At 69.9% G+C, this 17032-nt stretch carries 14 protein-coding genes; 7 read left to right on the top strand and 7 right to left on the bottom strand.

Going from position 1 to position 17032, the window contains the following annotated elements:
• Window positions 1–7 precede the first annotated feature (7 nt).
• Both ACLJRL_RS34220 and sigC read right to left on the bottom strand, forming a co-directional pair.
• Entirely contained in the window at window positions 8–2263 is a 2256-nt protein-coding gene (locus tag ACLJRL_RS34220) for a molybdopterin cofactor-binding domain-containing protein (protein ID WP_410660497.1), read from the bottom strand.
• A 191-nt stretch (window positions 2264–2454) separates the two neighbouring features.
• The gene (gene sigC / locus ACLJRL_RS34215; RefSeq protein WP_410660496.1) at window positions 2455–3024 is read right to left on the bottom strand and encodes an RNA polymerase sigma factor SigC; all 570 of its coding nucleotides are present in this window, start codon (window positions 3022–3024) and stop codon (window positions 2455–2457) included.
• Between the two features lie 58 nt (window positions 3025–3082).
• On the opposite strand from sigC, the gene ACLJRL_RS34210 reads away from it, so the two are divergent.
• Window positions 3083–3811, top strand: coding sequence for a zf-HC2 domain-containing protein (locus tag ACLJRL_RS34210; RefSeq protein ID WP_410660495.1), 729 nt, complete (start codon window positions 3083–3085; stop codon window positions 3809–3811).
• Window positions 3812–4044: 233 nt separating this feature from the next.
• Window positions 4045–5247 (top strand): ROK family protein, encoded by a 1203-nt coding sequence (locus tag ACLJRL_RS34205; protein WP_410660494.1) that lies wholly within the window; start codon window positions 4045–4047, stop codon window positions 5245–5247.
• A 28-nt stretch (window positions 5248–5275) separates the two neighbouring features.
• Here ACLJRL_RS34205 and ACLJRL_RS34200 read toward each other — a convergent pair whose 3' ends face one another.
• Complete coding sequence (locus tag ACLJRL_RS34200) at window positions 5276–5782, bottom strand: PaaI family thioesterase (protein ID WP_410660493.1); 507 nt, start codon at window positions 5780–5782, stop codon at window positions 5276–5278.
• An 80-nt stretch (window positions 5783–5862) separates the two neighbouring features.
• Between ACLJRL_RS34200 and ACLJRL_RS34195 the strand changes: the two genes are divergently transcribed.
• Genes ACLJRL_RS34195 through ACLJRL_RS34180 form a run of 4 tightly spaced genes read left to right on the top strand, consistent with a single transcriptional unit; the run spans window position 5863 to window position 9903 of the window.
• Complete coding sequence (locus ACLJRL_RS34195; RefSeq protein WP_410660492.1) at window positions 5863–6426, top strand: TetR/AcrR family transcriptional regulator; 564 nt, start codon at window positions 5863–5865, stop codon at window positions 6424–6426.
• 51 nt (window positions 6427–6477) lie between these two features.
• Complete coding sequence (locus tag ACLJRL_RS34190) at window positions 6478–6765, top strand: ArsR/SmtB family transcription factor (RefSeq protein WP_410660626.1); 288 nt, start codon at window positions 6478–6480, stop codon at window positions 6763–6765.
• Window positions 6766–6811: 46 nt separating this feature from the next.
• Window positions 6812–7546: an HAD family hydrolase gene (locus tag ACLJRL_RS34185; RefSeq protein ID WP_410660491.1), complete on the top strand. Its 735-nt coding sequence runs from the start codon at window positions 6812–6814 to the stop codon at window positions 7544–7546.
• A gap of 56 nt (window positions 7547–7602) precedes the next feature.
• Window positions 7603–9903 (top strand): glycoside hydrolase family 65 protein, encoded by a 2301-nt coding sequence (locus ACLJRL_RS34180; RefSeq protein ID WP_410660625.1) that lies wholly within the window; start codon window positions 7603–7605, stop codon window positions 9901–9903.
• Window positions 9904–9916: 13 nt separating this feature from the next.
• On the opposite strand, the gene ACLJRL_RS34175 is transcribed toward ACLJRL_RS34180, so the two are convergent.
• The 4 genes from ACLJRL_RS34175 to ACLJRL_RS34160 all read right to left on the bottom strand — a co-directional run bounded on the left by ACLJRL_RS34175 (window position 9917) and on the right by ACLJRL_RS34160 (window position 15749).
• Window positions 9917–10096: a hypothetical protein gene (locus ACLJRL_RS34175; RefSeq protein ID WP_410660490.1), complete on the bottom strand. Its 180-nt coding sequence runs from the start codon at window positions 10094–10096 to the stop codon at window positions 9917–9919.
• A 39-nt stretch (window positions 10097–10135) separates the two neighbouring features.
• On the bottom strand, window positions 10136–11092 hold the full coding sequence (locus ACLJRL_RS34170) for a Ppx/GppA phosphatase family protein (RefSeq protein ID WP_410660489.1): 957 nt from the start codon (window positions 11090–11092) through the stop codon (window positions 10136–10138).
• 210 nt (window positions 11093–11302) lie between these two features.
• Window positions 11303–12343, bottom strand: coding sequence for an LLM class F420-dependent oxidoreductase (locus ACLJRL_RS34165; RefSeq protein ID WP_410660488.1), 1041 nt, complete (start codon window positions 12341–12343; stop codon window positions 11303–11305).
• A 94-nt stretch (window positions 12344–12437) separates the two neighbouring features.
• Complete coding sequence (locus tag ACLJRL_RS34160) at window positions 12438–15749, bottom strand: DUF885 domain-containing protein (protein ID WP_410660487.1); 3312 nt, start codon at window positions 15747–15749, stop codon at window positions 12438–12440.
• Between the two features lie 134 nt (window positions 15750–15883).
• On the opposite strand from ACLJRL_RS34160, the gene ACLJRL_RS34155 reads away from it, so the two are divergent.
• On the top strand, window positions 15884–16915 hold the full coding sequence (locus ACLJRL_RS34155; protein WP_410660486.1) for an AsnC family protein: 1032 nt from the start codon (window positions 15884–15886) through the stop codon (window positions 16913–16915).
• Window positions 16916–17032: the final 117 nt, after the last annotated feature.

Below are 17032 nucleotides of genomic sequence, written 5' to 3'. Positions count from 1 at the left end.
AGGAAAGTCAGCGGGGGAACGGCTCGAAGTCGACCGGGAAGTTGATCGGGAAGCTGCGCGGCTTGATACCGGTTGCCCGCGCATAGGCGTTCGCGATCGCGCCGACCGGGGCGGGTACGCCGAGTTCACCGGCACCACCGATCTCGCCCGTCTCCGGCATCACGAACACCTTGACGTCGGTGGGCGAGTTCTTCTGCCGCGCGTAGTGGAACTGCGAGTAACTTCCTTCCAGCGGAAGGCCCTTGTCGATGTGCAGGCCGGCGGTCAGCGTGGTGGCGATCCCGTCGGTCAGCCCGCCGAGCATCTGCGCCTCGATCCCGCGGGGGTTGATCGGCTTGCCGACGTCGACCGCGATGGTCGCCTTGGTGACCCGCGGTTTCTTCGGGTCGCGGCCGTCGAGTTCGACGAGGCAGGCCGTGTAGGACTTGTACTCGCCGTGCACCGCGACGCCCTGCGCGAACCCCTTGGGCATCTTCTTGCCCCACTGGCCGAGTTCGGCGACCTTGTCCAGCACGGCGCGCTGCCGCTCGTTCTTGATGAACTCCCGCCGGAACGCCACCGGGTCCTTGCCGAGCTTCGCGGCGATCTCGTCGACCATGATCTCTTCCGCGCCGCGAGTGCTCGACGAATACACCGACCGCCAGGCGCCGGTGTGGAAGTCCACCGGGACCTCGTTGAGCAGCTGCGTGGTGACGCCGAAGTTGTACGGCGACTTCACCGTCAGCAGGAACACCGTCTGCGCGAAGCTCAGGTTCCCGGCCACCGGCAGTTCCGCGGCGAAGGCGGTGAGGACCTCGCCGAGCCCGTGGCTCCAGTCGGTCTCGACGCTGGCGACACGGTGTTCGAAGGTGAGCACCTGGCCGAGCGCGAAGGTGGCGCGGATCTTGTGGTGGCTCGCGGCACGGGCGCGGCCGTGGCGCATGTCGTCGATCCGGCTCCACATCAGCCGCACCGGCCGCTTCATCGCCTTCGAGACGCGGGCGGCCTCGATCGCGCCGTCGGAGAACAGGCGGCGCCCGAACGACCCGCCCGCCTGCTGGACGTGCACGGTGACCTTGTTCTCCGGCAGGCCGAGTTCCTGCGCGATGTTCTGCTTCGCGAGGATCGGGACCTTGAGGCCGGACCAGATGGTCGCGCTGTCCTCGCGGACGTCGGCGACCGCGGAGTTGGTCTCCAGCGGCGCGTGGCTGGCGAAGGCGAAGTCGAACTCGCCGTCGACGTACTGGGTCAGCAGCGGCGGCACGAGGAACGGGAGCGCCGCACCCTGCAGTTTCTTCTTGATCGACGAGTTGTTCTCGCCGTCGACGGTGCCGCCGTTCCAGGTGACCTCGAGCGCGTTCTTGCCGTCGAGCGCCTGGCCGAAGGTCTCCGCCATCACCGCGACCCCGGTTTTGATGACGGCGATGTCGATGATGCCGGGCATCGCGCGCACGGCGGCTTCGTTGGTGACCTTCTTGACCGTGCCGTTGATCGACGGCGGACGGCGGACCATCACCGGCTTCGCGTCGGGGATGTCCAGGTCGAGCGTGTATTTCAGCTGCCCGGTGACCATCGCGCGGGCGTCCTTGCGCGACGTCGGCGTGCCGACCAGCTTGTGCGCGGACTCGGCCTTCGGCGTCACCGTGTACTTCGGGAGGCTGGCCCGGGCCGCAGGCTTGGCCAGCGCGCCGTAGTCCGTCCGGCGGCCGTCCGGGGCGAGCACCGCACCGTCCCTTGTGGACAGCCGGTCGGGTTTGACGCCCCACTGCTGCGCGGCCGTCCCGACCATCCGGGCGCGGGCGGTGGCCGCCGCCAGCCGGACCGGGGTGTAGAGCGAGCGCATCGTGTTGGAGCCGCCGGTCAGCTGGTTGAACAGCAGTTCCGAGCGGGCGTCCGAGAGCACAACGTCGACACGGTCGAGCGGCAGGTCCATCTCCTCGGCGACCAGCATCGCGTTGGCGGTGGTGATGCCCTGGCCGACCTCGGTCCGCGGCAGTTCGAGCCGCACGCGGCCGTCTTCGCGGACTTCGAGCACGAGCAGGCCGGCGGTCGGGGCGTTCGAAAGGATCAGCACGTCGCCGAGGTCGAGGATCTCGGCAGGGCCGGGCAAGGTCGGGATGACGGCCTCGGCCTCTTCGGGCGCGAAGCTGTCGATACCGATCTTCGTGGCGATCGTGAGGGTGGGGGCGGCGACGAGGAAGCTCAGGAACCGGCGGCGGCCGAGGCCACCCGATTCGGGGTTCTCGCCGCCGTGGCCTTGGGCGTGCGTGGTGGGACTGGCCATCGGGAAGATCCCTTCGAGAGCGCGCGGTGAAGGCGGGGACCCTCGCGCGGCCTGAGGTCGGATGGCGACACGCTAGGCAGCGGCATTCGGCCTAGTCAACGCGGAGTAGTCGTGTCGGGCGATCTCTGTGACGAGGTGACAGCGAAGAGGCCCTAATGTGTGCCGCGCCACAGCAGGCACTAGATCGGGGACTAGATGGAGTCGCGCTCCCGGCCCGCTTCGAGCAGGTCTTCGCGGGCTCGCGCGATCCGCGAGCGCACGGTGCCGACCGGGCAGCCGCAGATCTCGGCGGCCTCGGCGTAGGACAGTCCCAGCACCTGGGTGAGCACGAGGACCTCGCGCCGTTCGGGGTCGAGCCCGTCGAGCAGCATCCGCAGTTCCACCAGGTCCTCGAACCCGGCGACCCCCTCGGCCTGGCGGGCGCCACGGCGTTCGGCGGTGGCTTCCCAGTCGACGTCGGCGAGCTTCGGGCGGGCCGAAGCGGCCCGGATGCGGTCCACGACCACGCGTCGCGCGATCGACAGGAGCCAGGTCCGCGAGGACGACCGGCCGGCGAAGCGGCGAAGGCTGCCGAAGGCCCGCAGGTACGTCTCCTGAGTGAGATCGTCGGCGGAACTGACGTCCGCGAGGTGGGCGACGAACCGCCAGACGTCGGCTTGAGTGGACCGGACCCACTCTTCGAGCGCCCGCCGGTCACCGCGGGCGGCGGCGAGAGCGAGCTCGGTCACCCGTTCGTCGTCGGAGTTACGCGGCCCGGCCATACGAGAAACGTAGCAGCGTCCCGGGAACCCGGGCAGGCCCGCGCCCGACAAGTGAGACGTGAAGTGCGAGACCTGCCGCGAGGCCCTGTCGGCCCGGCTCGACGGCGAAACCGAACCCGCCCCGCCCGAGACGGTGGACCGGCATCTGGCCGGCTGCGCCGCCTGCCGGTCGTGGTTCAGCCGCGCCGAGCGGCTGCACCGGACCATCCTGCTGCGTCCCGCGCCGCCGGTCCCGGACCTCACCGCCGTCATCCTGGAACGCACTCCCGCCCCGCCCAGCGAGGGCTGGCCGGTCCGGATCGCGCTCGCCCTGGTCGCGATCGCCCAGCTCGGCCTGGCCTTCGCCCAGCTGATGGGGGTGGAGGACCACGCCGCCGGCCACGGCGCGGAGTCGCTGGTCGGGCACCTTTCCCACGAGAGCAGCGCGTGGAACCTCGCGGTCGGCGTCGGCCTCGGCTGGGCGGCCGTCCGCACGAAGGCGGCGGCCGGGCAACTGCCCGCACTGACCGGGTTCGTCGCCCTGCTCCTGGCGCTGTCCGCGGGCGACCTCGTCGCGGGCACGGTCACCGCCGGGCGGGTGCTCACCCACGGGCTGGTGGTCCTCGGCCTGGTGCTGCTCTTCGTGGTGCACCGGCAGCATCGCCTGCGCAACCGGCCCAGCCCGGCGACGACGGCCGACGTGCCGGATTCGCTGTCCGCCGCGGACGACCACGACACGAGCGACACCCCCGAACGACCCCGCCAGCACAGGGGATTCCGGCGACCGGCCAGCCGTCACGTCGCCTGACCCACTTGATCGCCCGCTTGATCGCCCTCTTGGTCTAGACCATTTCCGGTCACTGGGAGCATCCATCCGGACACCGGGTGAATCACCGGGTTTTTGCGCGCGCCATGCGCGATTTGCGCCGAGAACACGTTTATCGTCGCCGGGAACCACCGAATGTAAACCTTCTTGCCCTTTTCGGGCCGGACCCGGATAGCTTTGGTGGGAACACCTTGGTTCGACAGGAGGCGAAGCTCGTGGTTGGCGCAGAAAGTCCGCCCGTCGGCACACCCGCCGGGATGCGGAAGATCAATCAGCGCGCCGTGCTGGACCTCCTGCGCCGCAGCGGCCCCGCCACGCGGCCGCAGGTCGCCAAGGACACCGGTCTGTCGAAACCGACGGTGAGCCAAGCGTTGCTGGCCCTCGAAGCGGCGGGCCTCGCCAGGGCGACCGGCCACACCTCGACCGGCACCGGCCGCTCCGCCGTCCTCTACGAAGCCGATCCCACCGCCGGGTACGTCCTCGGCGTCGACATCGGCCGCGAGCACCTCCGCGTCGCCGTCTCGGATCTCGGCCACACCGTGGTCGCCCGCCGTGACGAGCGGAACAGTTCCCGTTCGGGTACCGCGCTGGTCAGCGCCGTGGGAGCGCTCGCGGCGGCGACCGTGCGCGAAGCGGGACTGAGCCAGGCGGACATCATCGTGCGGGTGCTGGGCTCCCCCGGCGTCGCCGACCCGGTCAAACGCTGCTTCCGGCACGCGCCGAACCTGCCCGGCTGGGGCAAGGCCGGTCTGCTCGACGAACTCGAAGGCGTACTCGGCCCCGACCTCATGGTGGAGAACGACGCGAACCTCACCGCCGTCGGCGAATGGGAACGCGGTGCCGCGCGCGGCGCGTCCGTGTTCGGCTGCATCACCATCGGCACCGGTGTCGGCATGGGCGTGATGGTCAACGGCGAGGTCTTCCGCGGCGCGGCCGGCGCGGCGGGCGAGATCGGCTACCTGCCCTACGGCCAGTCGCACACGGGAGGCCACGGCGACGACGCCCCACCGGTCCGCGGTCACCTCGAAGAGGCGACCGCCGCACAGTCGGTGGTCCGCGGCGCACGGGAACTCGGGCTGGGCACGGCGAAATCGGCCCGCGAGGTCTTCCGGCTCGCCCGCGACGGCGACGAACTCGCGATGCGCGCCGTCGAGGCGGAGGCCGACAGGCTCGCCTACACGGTGGCGTCGGTGGCCGCGGTGATCGACCCCGAACTCATCGTGCTCGGCGGCGGTATCGGCACCGCGGCCGATCTGCTGCTCGACCCGATCGACCGCGCGCTGCGCTCGTTCACCCCGCTCGTCCCGTCGGTCGTCCAGGGTGAACTGGGCGACGACGGCGTGCTGACCGGCGCGATCAGCGTCGGCCTTCGCGCCGCCGAGGGCCTGGTGTTCGAACGGCGGGTCGGCGCGGCCTGAGCACGGCCACAGCCCGGGTATCGCTGAATCAGGGCGCGATGATCAGGCAGGTGCTCGACGCCGTCGCGAGCACCTTGCCCTGCGCGTCGCGGATGTCGCCTTCCGCGAAAGCCACGCGCGAACCGGCCTTCACGATCCATCCGTGCGCGCGGATCTCCCCCACCGAACCGGAGATGGCCCGCAGGTAGCTGACCTTCAGTTCGACCGACGTGTACCCGACCCCGGCGGGCAGGGTCGAATGCACCGCGCAGCCGACCGCCGAGTCCAGCAGGGTCGCCGCGACGCCGCCGTGCACCGTGCCGATCGGGTTGTACAGCGACTCGTCCGGCGTCGCCGCGAGCACGACGTCGCCCTCGGCCACGCTCACCCAGCGCATGCCGAAATGCGCGGAGATCGGGGGCGGCGGGATACGGCCGTCGGCGATCCCGCTCAGGTACTCCAGCCCGGACAGCTCGCGGCCGAGCCGGGCGGTGGGCATCGGGTCCTGCCAGGTCACGGTCTTCTGCCTGGTCTGCCCGGTGATGTCGACGGTCATGCCGCCCTCCTCGCTGACTAAGACGATCGTCCTAGGCTTGACTAAGACGGCCGTCCTAGTCAAGGGGGTACGCTGTGGACGTGTCCGATGCCACCACCCGCGAGCGGATGATCTCGACCGCGATGACCCTGTTCCGACGCGAGGGCTACCAGGCCACCTCGTGGCGACGGCTGGTCGAACAGGCCGGGACGCCGTGGGGGTCGGCGTACCACCACTTCCCCGGCGGCAAGGAACAGCTGGCGGTGGCCGCGATCGAACTCGGCACCACCGTCGTGGCGAAGACGGTCCGCCGCGCGTTCGAGCGCAACGACACCGTCGAGGACGCCGTGAGCTGGTGGTATCGCAAGGCCGGCGAGGCACTGGCGGCCGACGACTACCGCGGCGGCTGCCCGCTCGCCACTATCACCCTGGAGATGGCGCACGCGTCCCCCGCGATCACCAAGGCGTGTCAGGACGCGTTCGCCGCCTGGCATGTGCTGCTGGTGGAACTGCTCGGCGGCCACGGTGTCGACGACGCCGAAGACATCGCGGTGGCCATCATGAACAACCTCGAAGGCGCGCTGCTGGTCAGCCGCGTCCGGCGGTCCCCCGATCCGCTGGACCGGGCCGCGCGGCACGTCGCACTCGTGGTGCGCGCCGCCTAACATCGCGGTGTGAGCATCGAGCCGGACCGCGTGGACGCCGCCGTCGCCGGAATGGGCGACCGGGAGGCGATCACCGAATGGGCGCAACGGTTCTCGCTCGTCGCGGATCCGTCGCGGCTCGCGCTGCTCGTCTCCATCCACTACGCGCGCGAGATCAGTGTCACCGATCTCGCCGCCGCCACCGGGATGACCGACACCGCGGTCTCGCAGGCGTTGCGGCTGCTGCGCGCACACGGTCTGGTGGCGACCAGGCGCGACGGCCGGATCGTCCGCTACAGCCTCGCCGACGCGACCGTGCACGAACTCATCCACCTCGTCCGGCCGCACCCCGGAACCTGAGCGAGACCCCTGCGAACGCCGTCCCGCGCGGGTAGCGTGCGGAGACATGATCGGTCTGCCGGACACCATCACGGCCTGTCTCTTCGACCTGGACGGAGTGCTGACCGGAACAGCGGCGCAGCACCGCGAGGCGTGGAGGCGCACGTTCGACGACTTCCTGCGCACCCGGGACGGCGACTCGTTCTCGCCGTTCACCGACACCGACTACGCGGCCTACGTCGACGGGAGGCCGCGGGCCGACGGCGTCCGCACCTTCCTCACCTCGCGCGGGATCGAACTGCCCGAAGGAAAACCGGACGACGGCATCGACGCCCCCACCGTCAACGGCGTCGGGAACCGCAAGAACCAGCTGGTCCTGAAGATCATCGACGAAGAAGGTGTCAGCCCGTACCCCGGTTCCGTGCGGTACCTGGAGGCGGCGAAAGCGGCCGGATTGCGCATCGGTGTCGTCACCTCGTCGGCCAACGGCGCGAAGGTCCTCGACGCCGCCGATCTGACGCGCTTCGTCGAGACGCGGATCGACGGGATCGTGCTCGCCGAGAAAGGCTTACGCGGCAAGCCCGCACCCGATTCGTTCCTCGCCGGCGCCGAGGCGCTCGGTGTCGCACCGCGGAACGCGGTCGTGTTCGAGGACGCGCTCGCGGGCGTGCAAGCGGGTAAGGACGGCGGTTTCGGTTACGTGGTCGGGGTGAACCGCGCGCACCAGGCGGGCGAACTGCTCGCGCACGGCGCCGACGTCGTGGTCGACGACCTCGCCGAACTCCTGGAGGACAAGAAGTGACCGACTCGCTTTTGCGCGGCTACGAAGTCTCGCCCTGGGAGCTGCGCTGGCACGGCATGGACGTCGATGCCCTGCAGCGCACCGAATCGGCGTTCGCGGTGTCCAACGGGCACATCGGGCTGCGCGGCACGCTGGAGGAGGCCGAACCCCGCGGCCTGCCGGGTACCTATCTCAACGGTTTCTACGAGCAGCACGATCTGCCGTACGCCGAAACCGGCTACGGCTACCCGGAAGAGGGACAGACCGTCGTCAACGTGACCGACGGCAAGATCATCCGGCTGCTGGTCGAGGACGAACCGCTCGACATGCGCTACGGCCAGGCCACCGACCACGACCGCGTCCTCGACTTCCGCAAGGGCACCCTGGCGCGCACCACCGTCTGGTCGTCGCCGACCGGGCGCCGCGTGCGGGTGAAGACCGAACGCCTGGTCTCCTTCACCCAGCGGTCCGTGGCCGCGATCCGGTACGAGGTCGAACCGCTCGACGAGGAACTGCAACTGGTCGCGCAGTCGGATCTGCTGGCGAACGAGCCCGTCGAATCCGACACCCGCGACCCGCGGGTCGCCGCCGCCATCGAATCGCCGTTGGTGGCGCTGTTCCAGCATTGCGAGGCCATGCACGCGGTGCTGGTGCACCAGACGCGTAACTCCGGGCTGCGGATGGCCGCGGCGATGGACCACAAGATCGACGTCACCGACGGGGTCCGCACGCATATCCAGGCCGAAGAAGACCTGGCGCGGCTCACCATCGCCGTCGACGTGCCGAAGGGCGGGAAGCTGCGCATCACCAAGTTCCTCGCCTACGGCTGGTCCGCGCAGCGCTCGGTGCCCGCGGTGCGCGCGCAGGTCGACGCCGCGCTCGCCGGCGCGCGGCAGACCGGCTGGAAGGGCCTGCTCGCCGAACAGCGCGAATTCCTCGACGACTTCTGGGAAACCTCCGACATCGAGATCGACGGCGATCCGGAACTGCAGCAGGCCGTCCGGTTCTCGCTCTTCCATCTCCTGCAGGCCGGCGCCCGCGGGGAGACGAGGGCACTGGCGGGCAAGGGGCTGACCGGCCCGGGCTACGACGGGCACGCGTTCTGGGACACCGAGACCTTCGTCCTGCCCGTGCTCACCTACAGCATGCCGGACGCGGCCCGCGACGCGCTGCGCTGGCGTCACTCCACTTTGGACAAAGCGAGGGAGCGGGCGACCCAGCTCGGTCTACGCGGTGCCGCCTTCCCCTGGCGTTCCATCAACGGCGCGGAATGCTCGGCGTACTGGCCGGCGGGCACGGCGGCGTTCCACGTCAGCGCGGACATCTCCGACGCCGTGGTGCGCTACCTCAACGCCACCGGCGACGACGAGTTCATGCGGACCTGCGGCGCGGAACTGCTGCTCGAAACCGCGCGGATGTGGCTGTCGCTGGGGCATTTCGACCGCCGGGGCCGGTTCCGGATCGACGGCGTGACCGGGCCCGACGAGTACTCCGCGGTGGCGGACAACAACGTCTACACGAACCTGATGGCGCGGCGGAACCTGTTCTACGCCGCCGAAATCTGTGAACAGCACGAGGACGTGGCGAGTGCGTTCGGAGTGGACGCGGAAGAGACCGCGTTGTGGCGCAAGGCCTCCGAAGCGATGCTGGTGCCCTACGACGAGGATCTCGGCGTCCACCCGCAGTCCGAAGGATTCCTGGAACACGACGACTGGGATTTCGAAGCCACCGAACAGGATTTCTACCCGCTGCTGCTGAATTTCCCGTACTTCGACCTCTATCGCAAGCAGGTGGTCAAGCAGGCGGACCTCGTGCTCGCGCTGCACCTGTGCGGGGATTCCTTCACCCCGGAGGAAAAGGCCCGCAACTTCGCCTACTACGAAGCCCGGACGGTGCGGGATTCCTCGCTGTCGGCGGGAACGCAAGCCGTGGTGGCGGCCGAATGCGGCCACCTCGAACTGGCTTACGACTACCTCGCCGAAGCCGCGCTCACCGACCTGCACGACGTCCACAACAACGTCCGCAACGGCCTGCACATGGCATCACTGGCCGGCGCGTGGCAAGGCACCGTCGCGGGCTTCGGCGGGTTGCGCGATTACGGCGGACGGCTGACCTTCGCCCCAAGGCTGCCGCCCCAGTTGCGGCGGATCGCCTTCCGCCTGACCTTCCGCGGCACCCGGTTCCAGGTCGAGGTCGACGGCGAGGGCGCGACGTACCACGTGATCACCGGGGAACCGCTGGAGCTGGTCCATCACGGGGACGCGTTCACGGTCACCTCGGAACCGGTGCGGCTGCCGATCCCGTCGATCGACCCGGGACCGGCGCCGGTCCAGCCCGTCGGGCGGACTCCGGTGCGGAGGAAGCCGAAGGACGCCTGAGCCCTACGAGTGCTCAGTCCGGCGGCTCCGCCGGAGCCTCGCCGCTGCCCGGCACCCCGTCGACCTCTTCGGTCCCGTGCGGCCCGATGTCACGGTGGGGCGCGCCGGGCACGTCGGTCTTCGGCTGGAGCTTGCGGAGATCGTCGAGATCGTCGTCCTCGTCGTTCCCGAGGCCCTTCTTGCTTTCCCTCATGACTCCGGGGTACCCGCTCGCGGCCCGAAGCGCCAGTCTTCAGGCCGCTTTCGCCGTTTTGCCGTCGACGGTGACCAAGCCGTCGAGCATGTTCAGCAGGAGACCGTCACGGGTCGACCAGGGGCAGATCGCGACCCGGCTGCCCGACAACGTCAGCAACGCCTCGGCGACGATCGCGCCCGCCAGCGCCTGGTGCGAACGCTGCCGTGAGATGCCCGGCAGCTCGGCGCGGCGTTTCGCGGGCAGCTTCGCCAGCCGCGGGATCCACGCGCGGAGGTCGTCGAGGTGCAGTTCGCGCGCCCTGGACGGCCGATCACCGGCGAGCCTGGCGAGCTGTTGCAGAACCTTGGAACAACCGACGGCCTGGTGGTCGCGGATCTCCGGCAGCACGTCCTGCATCGCGTCGCGGACCTCGTCGAGGACGTGATCCCGCATGGCCGCCACCACCTTGGGCGACGGGCATTCGCTGGACATCCAGTCGCGCGTCAGTGAACGGGCGCCGAGCGGAAGCGAGTGCGCGAAGCCGGCCTCTTCGGCCTTGCCCGCGGCGAGTTCGACGGTCCCGCCGCCGATGTCGAGCACCAGCAGCCCGCCCGCGGAAGCCCCGTACCACCGGCGCGCGCCGACGTAGGCCAGTTCGGCCTCCCGGCGGCCGGTGAGGAACTGGAGCTTGACGCCGGTGGCCTTCGCGACGTCACAGACGACCTGCTTCACGTTGGCCGCGTCGCGGATCGAAGACGTCGCGAGCGGGTAGACGTCCTCGACGCCGTGCTTGGCCGCCGTCGTCATTCCCGCTTCGACCGCGGAGGAGACCGCGTCGATGCCTCGCCGGGACAGCTTTCCGTCGTCGTCCAGCTCCCGGTCGAGACGGAGCCGCGTCTGATGGCTCAGCACCGGGTCGAGAGGGGTGCCGCCCTTGGCGAGCACCACGAGCCGGGCGCTGAACGAGCCGACGTCGAGGACGGCGGCGGTCGGTTCCCCGTTCCGTTTGCGCACGCGAGGACACCTCACCTTCGTCGCGAACGTATTCCCCCGAGATCTCGGTTTCACTCCTGATAATGGCGGATTTCCCTGCCGTTCAGGTGCGGTTTACGTTCTCTTTCCCTCCGAGGGCCGCATTTTGACCCCGCGGAAGGTATACCGGCGCAGGTAGAGGATACCGTATCGATACAGGTGAGAGTTTCGCCTCCCCCCCCGCTCGTCGGGCTAGCCGACGAGTTCGCGCAATTTCGAAACCTGCGCGACGCGCGCCTCGCGGCCGGGAAGCAGCGGATTGACCACCAGCGTGGTCGCCCCGGCCTCGCGGAACGCGGCCAGCCGCTCCTTGATGTAGCCCTCGGGTCCGACCAGCGAAATCGCCCTGATCAGCTCCTTCGGCACCGCCGCGGCCGCCTCGTCCTTCTTGCCGTCGAGGTAGAGGTCCTGGATGAGCTTCGCTTCGGCCTCGTAGCCGTAGCGCTGCGCAAGACTGTTGTAGAAGTTCTTGCCGCGCGCGCCCATGCCGCCGATGTACAGCGCGAGGTGGCCGCGCAGGTGGTCCAGCAGGCCGTCGACATCGTCGCCGATGGCCAGCGCGGTCCCGACGAAGGTGTCGAGCTCGCCCAGCGCCGGGTCACGCTTCGCCTTGCCCTCGGCGAGCGACGCTCCCCAGACCTCGGCGGCCTTCTCGGGGTGGAAGAAGATCGGCTCCCAGCCCTCGGCGAGTTCGGCGGTGAGCGCGACGTTCTTCGGGCCGATCGAGGCGAGCAGGATCGGGATCCGCTCCCGCACCGGGTGGTTGATCAGCTTCAGTGGTTTGCCCAGGCCCGTGCCCTGCTCGGGCGGCAGCGGGATCGTGTAGTGCGCACCTGAGTGCACCACCTTCTCCCGCCGCCACACCTGACGGCAGATGTCGATGATCTCGCGGGTCCGGGCGAGCGGCGCGTCGTACTTCACGCCGTGGAAACCCTCGATGACCTGCGGGCCCGACGCGCCGATTCCCAGGGTGAACCGGCCGTCGGAGACGAAGTCGAGCCCGGCGGCGGTCATCGCGGTCAACGTCGGCGTGCGCGTGTAGATCTGGAAGATGCCGGAGGCGATCTGGACCCGCTCGGTCTTCGCCGCGACGTAGCCGAGCTGGCTGACCGCGTCGAAGGAGTAGGCCTCGGGGACGAAGACGATGTCCAGGCCGGCCTTCTCCAGCTCGACGATGTCCGCCACACTTTCGGCGAAACCACCGGCGTAGTTGATCGCGGTCCCGATCCTCATCCGCATCTCCTCACAAAGCTACTGAGCGTTCGCTTAGCGATAGTATGCCCAGTGCACACCTTCACCGCGAACGCTCCGCGCCCTGTGCGTCAGATCACTGGCCGGCCACCCACTCCTTGACCACGTTGTCCAGCACCCGCAGCGGCAGGATGCCGTTGCCCAGCACGACCTCGTGGAAACCCTTGATGTCGAACCGGTCGCCGAGCGCGGCCTCGGCCTCGGCGCGGATCCGCTCGATCTCCAGGCGTCCCACCATGTACGACAGCGCCTGCCCGGGGACCGCGGCGTACCGGTCGATCTCGGCCTCGATCTCCACCTGCGCCATCGGCGTGTTCTTCGCGAGGAAGTCGACGGCCTGCTGCCTGCTCCAGCCGAGCGCGTGCATACCGGTGTCGACCACCAGCCGTCCGGCGCGCATCGAATCCTGGGTGAGCATGCCGAACCGGGTCAGGTCGCTGGAGTACAGGCCCATCTCGTCGGCGAGCCGCTCGGAGTACAGCCCCCAGCCTTCGGTGTAGGCGTTGACGTCCGCGTGGCTCCGCAGCATCGGCAGGCCCTTGAGCTTGTGCGCGATGCAGATCTGGAAGTGGTGCCCGGGAACGGCTTCGTGGAAGGCGATCGCCTCGCTCGTGTGCTTCGGGCGCTGCTCCGCCTCGTAGGTGTTCGCGTAGTAGGTACCCGGCCGTGAGCCGTCGAGGGCGGCCTCCATGTAGTACGCGAGCGTGCCGCCCGGAGCCTCCGCCGGCGGCACCGGCTCGACCTCGCAGCGTTCCTCGGGGATGGTCGAGAACCAGTGCGGGGCAACGGCTTCGGCGCGGGCGATGGCTTCGCGCGCGGCGTCGAGCAGTTCGTCGCCGTCGCGCCAGCGCAGCGCCGGGTCGGTGCGGAGCTGCTCGAAGATCTTGTCGAGATCCTTGGTACCGAAGATCTTCTCGCCCAGATCGCGGTACTGGCCTGCCAGTTTCGCGATCATGTCGAGCCCGGTGTCGTGCAGGTCCTGCGCGGTGCGCTCGGTGGAGGTGTGCGCCCGGATCAGCGCGGCGTACTTCTCCTGCCCGCCGGGAAGCGCGCACAGCCCCGGCTCTTCCTGGGTCTTCGCCAGGGGCCGCAACTCGGCGGCGAGGAAGTCGCGGTACCGCACGTAGGCGGGGCGGACCACTTCGGCCAGCAACCGGTCTCGTTCGGCTTCGTAGCCCTCGACGGACACGGACGCGGTGAGCGCGAGCGGGTCGGTCGACACGTCACCGAGATACCGCTCCACGTAAGCGATTCCGCCTTCGACGAGGAAGTCGGGCGGAACCAGGCCCTCGGCGGCCGCGGCGCGCTGACGGACGATCAAGGTGTCGAGGTAGGCGCCCAGGCCCTCCAGCCGCTTCAGGTAACCGCGGACCTTCTCCTCGTCGTTCAGGGTCAACACCGAAAGCTCGTTGAGCATGAACAACGCGGGCGAAGCCAGCCCATCGCTGACCGAGAAGTCGGCGGCCCGGGCGTCGACCACGTCGACCACCGCCTTGGCCTGCTGGATCACCACTTCGCGGGTGACGGCCTCGGCCGGGGAAAGGCCTTCCACACCGAGGGCTTCGGCCCGCTCGGCGATGGCGACCGCCGCGGCGCGGTGCGCGGCCGCGGCCTCCGCGCTCGGATCCGGCATCGCGCCGTGGTCGCCCGGGAGCCCGAGCAGCGACGGCCACAGCGGGAACTCGGCGAATTTGAGCGCCATCAGTTCCTCGGCCAGCCCGTTCGCGGTGTCGCCGTGGCCGGCGACCCAGTCGCGGACCGCGCCGTCCAGCACCGAAAGCGGCAACGCTCCGCCGCCGAGCACGACGTCGTGGAAGGCCTTGATGTCGAAGCGGCTGCCCAGCGTCAGCTCGGCCTCGGCGCGGATCCGCTGGATCTCCAGGCGCCCCACCATGTACGACAGCGCCTGACCGGGGAAGGCGATGTACCGGTCCACTTCGGACTCGATCTCGACGACCGCCATCGGCGTGTTCTCGGTGAGGAAGTCGATCGCCTGACGGCGGCTCCAGCCCAGCGCGTGCAGACCGGTGTCGACGACCAGGCGGCCGGCGCGCATCGAGTCCATGGTGAGCATGCCGAGCAGCGAGACGTCGTCGGAGTACAGCCCCATCTCGTCGGCGAGGCGCTCGGTGTAGAGACCCCAGCCCTCGGCGTACGCGGTGAAGTCGCCGATGCGGCGCAGCAGCGGGAGTTCGGTGAGTCCCTGCGCGAGGCTCAGCTGGAAGTGGTGGCCGGGGATGGCCTCGTGGAACGCCGTCGCCTCGGCCGCGTGCCGGAAGCGCTCCTCGGCCTTGTGGGTGTTGGCGAAGTAGATCCCCGGCCGGGAACCGTCGACCGCGGGCCACATGTAGTAGGCGGCGGGCGCCCCGGGCGCGGATTCGGCCGGGACCGGCTCGACCTTCCACGGCTGGGGCGGGATCCGGCCGAACCAGTTCGGCGCCTCGGCTTCGGCCCTGGTGATGGCCGCACGGGCGGAATCGAGCATTTCGTCGGCACCGGACCAGCGCAACGCCGGGTCACTGCGGAGCTTGGTGAAGATCTCGGCGAGATCGGTCGTGCCGAACACGCGGGAGCCGTATTCGCGGTACTCACCGGCGAGGTTCGCGATCACGTCGAGCCCGGTCTGGTGCAGCTCACGCGGGGTGCGGTCGGTGGTGGTGTGCATCTCGGCCAGCAGGGCGTAGATGCGCTCGCCGTCGGGCAGCCAGCAGACACCGGGCTTGTCTTCGGGGCGGCCGTGCGGCGCGATCTCCTTGGCGAGCACCTCTCGGTACTCCTCGATCGCGGGCCGGACGACGTCGCGCAGCAGTGCGGCACGGCGGGTCTCGAAGTCCTCGTCCGGCGCGGGCTGGCGCAGCAGCGGGTCGGCCGAGGGCTCGGCGAGATGGCGGTCGAGGTAGGCGACGGCGGCGTCGACGAGGTAGGCCACCGGGAACAGCCCGCGCGCCACGCCGTCGCGGTGCCGCTGCGCGGCCTGCCGCAGGTACTCGGGGATCGCGGCGATCCGCCCGAGATGCGCCTCGGCCTGCGTGCCCGTGCCGACCGACATCATCGGCAGCACGGTGAGCACCTCGGCCGCGGGCGAGATGAACAGATCGCTGATGGTGAACTCGACGAACCGCGAATCGAGCAGCGCGATCCTCGCCCGCGCCATCGCGACCAGGACGTCCCGGGTGGTCTTCTCTTCCGCGCTCAGCCCGGCCTCGTCGATCACTTCGGCGCGCTCGGCGATGTCGGCCAGCCGTGCGCGGAAGGCGTCTCCCGCGGCCTCGCTGAGATCGGTGAGGCCGGTCGAATCCGGTCGGAAGCCCTGCAAAGCAGGCATAACCGGCTCGGTGTCGAAGAGGACTTCGACGAACTCGTCGGCGAGGGCGGAAACTTCGGTCATGTTCATTTCCCCAGGGTCGGTGGAGGCGCGGTGACTCCGACCCTAATGGAGACCACTCCCTACCGAAGCCGGGTTTCGCGGCGCGCGGACGGCCTTCGCACGGCGCCGGGGGCGAGACGGTAGCGTTCCCGGACGTGGCTGTGACCGATCCCGTGGATATCCGCCTGCTCGCCGCCCTCGCGGACCTGGGCAAGGCCGCCGTTCACGAGCTCGCGGCCAAGGTGGGCATGGACCCGCGCGAGGTCGCGTACCGCTTGGTCGCCCTTTCCGGCAGCGGATTGCCGCTGCTCGTGGGCGTGGAAAGCGACCCGGCCGGGCTCCGGGCCGCCATCGCGAGCTCGCCGCCTTCATGGGCACAGCAGCCACAGCAGCCCCAACAACCTCAGCAGCAGCAGCCGCACCAGCGTCCGTCCGGTCCGCCGGGCCAGGGTTCCGGGCCGTACAACGTCCAGGGCACGCCGTCAGGGCCGTACAACGTCCAGGGAACACCCTCGGGCCCGTACAACGTCCAGGGCACGCCGTCGGGGCGTTACCCCGGGCCGCCGTCCGCCCCGGTGCGCCAGCCGATGGCGCCGCCGCAGCAGCAGCCCCCACAGCAGCGTCCGCCCGCCCCGCCGCAGCAGCAGTTCGCGCCCCCGATGGCACCCGCCGACCCGGTGATGAGCACCTGGGGAGTCCCGCAGAGCTCGTCGTGGGCCCGCGGTGACGAGCAGCCGGCCGCGGCGCCGCAGCCGGTTCCGGAGGGCAAGAAGGGCCGGACCGGCGACGTCATGGAAACGCACGGGCTGGAGGGCGAGCAGCTCAGCGTGCAGTTGCTCGAGGTGCAGGACCCGGCCGACTACCTGTTCAGCGCGGCGGGCTACTCGCTGGAGAGCGGCGAGCGGTCGGTCGTGGTGCACACGGAGATCACCAACCGCGGGAACATCCCGTTCATCTCGCTGCCGGACAACTACCTCGAACTGCTCACCGCGGACGGCGAACCGGTCATCAAGGCGCCGGTTTCGCTGACGTCGCGCCCGCCGCACAAGATCGGCGTCCGCCCCGGGGAGACCCTGGGCGGCCACACCGTCTACGTCCTGCCGGACGCCACCCGGGTGGTCGCCGTCCGCTGGTCGCCCCGGCCGGAACCCGACGAGCGCACGCTCACCTGGTCCATCGACGACTAGGGCGTGTCCTGCGGATCTTCATCGGAGGTGCAGGATGATGCAGGCGAGGATGATCTCGGCGCGGTGGTAGGCAGCTCGTTTGGCGTATCGGGTCGCTAGGCCTCGGAATTGTTTGAG

Source organism: Amycolatopsis sp. lyj-112, assembly GCF_046549055.1.
In the GTDB taxonomy this organism is placed as follows: Bacteria; Actinomycetota; Actinomycetes; order Mycobacteriales; family Pseudonocardiaceae; genus Amycolatopsis.
This window is presented reverse-complemented; position numbering and strand designations above follow the sequence as displayed.

Bases quoted from the DNA above. Each gene is read 5' to 3' on its own strand.
- sigC (WP_410660496.1), bottom strand. From the start codon at position 3,024: ATGGCCGGGCCGCGTAACTCCGACGACGAACGGGTGACCGAGCTCGCT.
- ACLJRL_RS34200 (WP_410660493.1), bottom strand. From the start codon at position 5,782: ATGACCGTCGACATCACCGGGCAGACCAGGCAGAAGACCGTGACCTGG.
- ACLJRL_RS34180 (WP_410660625.1), top strand. From the start codon at position 7,603: ATGGACGTCGATGCCCTGCAGCGCACCGAATCGGCGTTCGCGGTGTCC.
- ACLJRL_RS34185 (WP_410660491.1), top strand. From the start codon at position 6,812: ATGATCGGTCTGCCGGACACCATCACGGCCTGTCTCTTCGACCTGGAC.
- ACLJRL_RS34160 (WP_410660487.1), bottom strand. From the start codon at position 15,749: ATGACCGAAGTTTCCGCCCTCGCCGACGAGTTCGTCGAAGTCCTCTTC.
- ACLJRL_RS34190 (WP_410660626.1), top strand. From the start codon at position 6,478: ATGGGCGACCGGGAGGCGATCACCGAATGGGCGCAACGGTTCTCGCTC.
- ACLJRL_RS34175 (WP_410660490.1), bottom strand. From the start codon at position 10,096: ATGAGGGAAAGCAAGAAGGGCCTCGGGAACGACGAGGACGACGATCTC.
- ACLJRL_RS34220 (WP_410660497.1), bottom strand. From the start codon at position 2,263: ATGGCCAGTCCCACCACGCACGCCCAAGGCCACGGCGGCGAGAACCCC.
- ACLJRL_RS34165 (WP_410660488.1), bottom strand. From the start codon at position 12,343: ATGAGGATCGGGACCGCGATCAACTACGCCGGTGGTTTCGCCGAAAGT.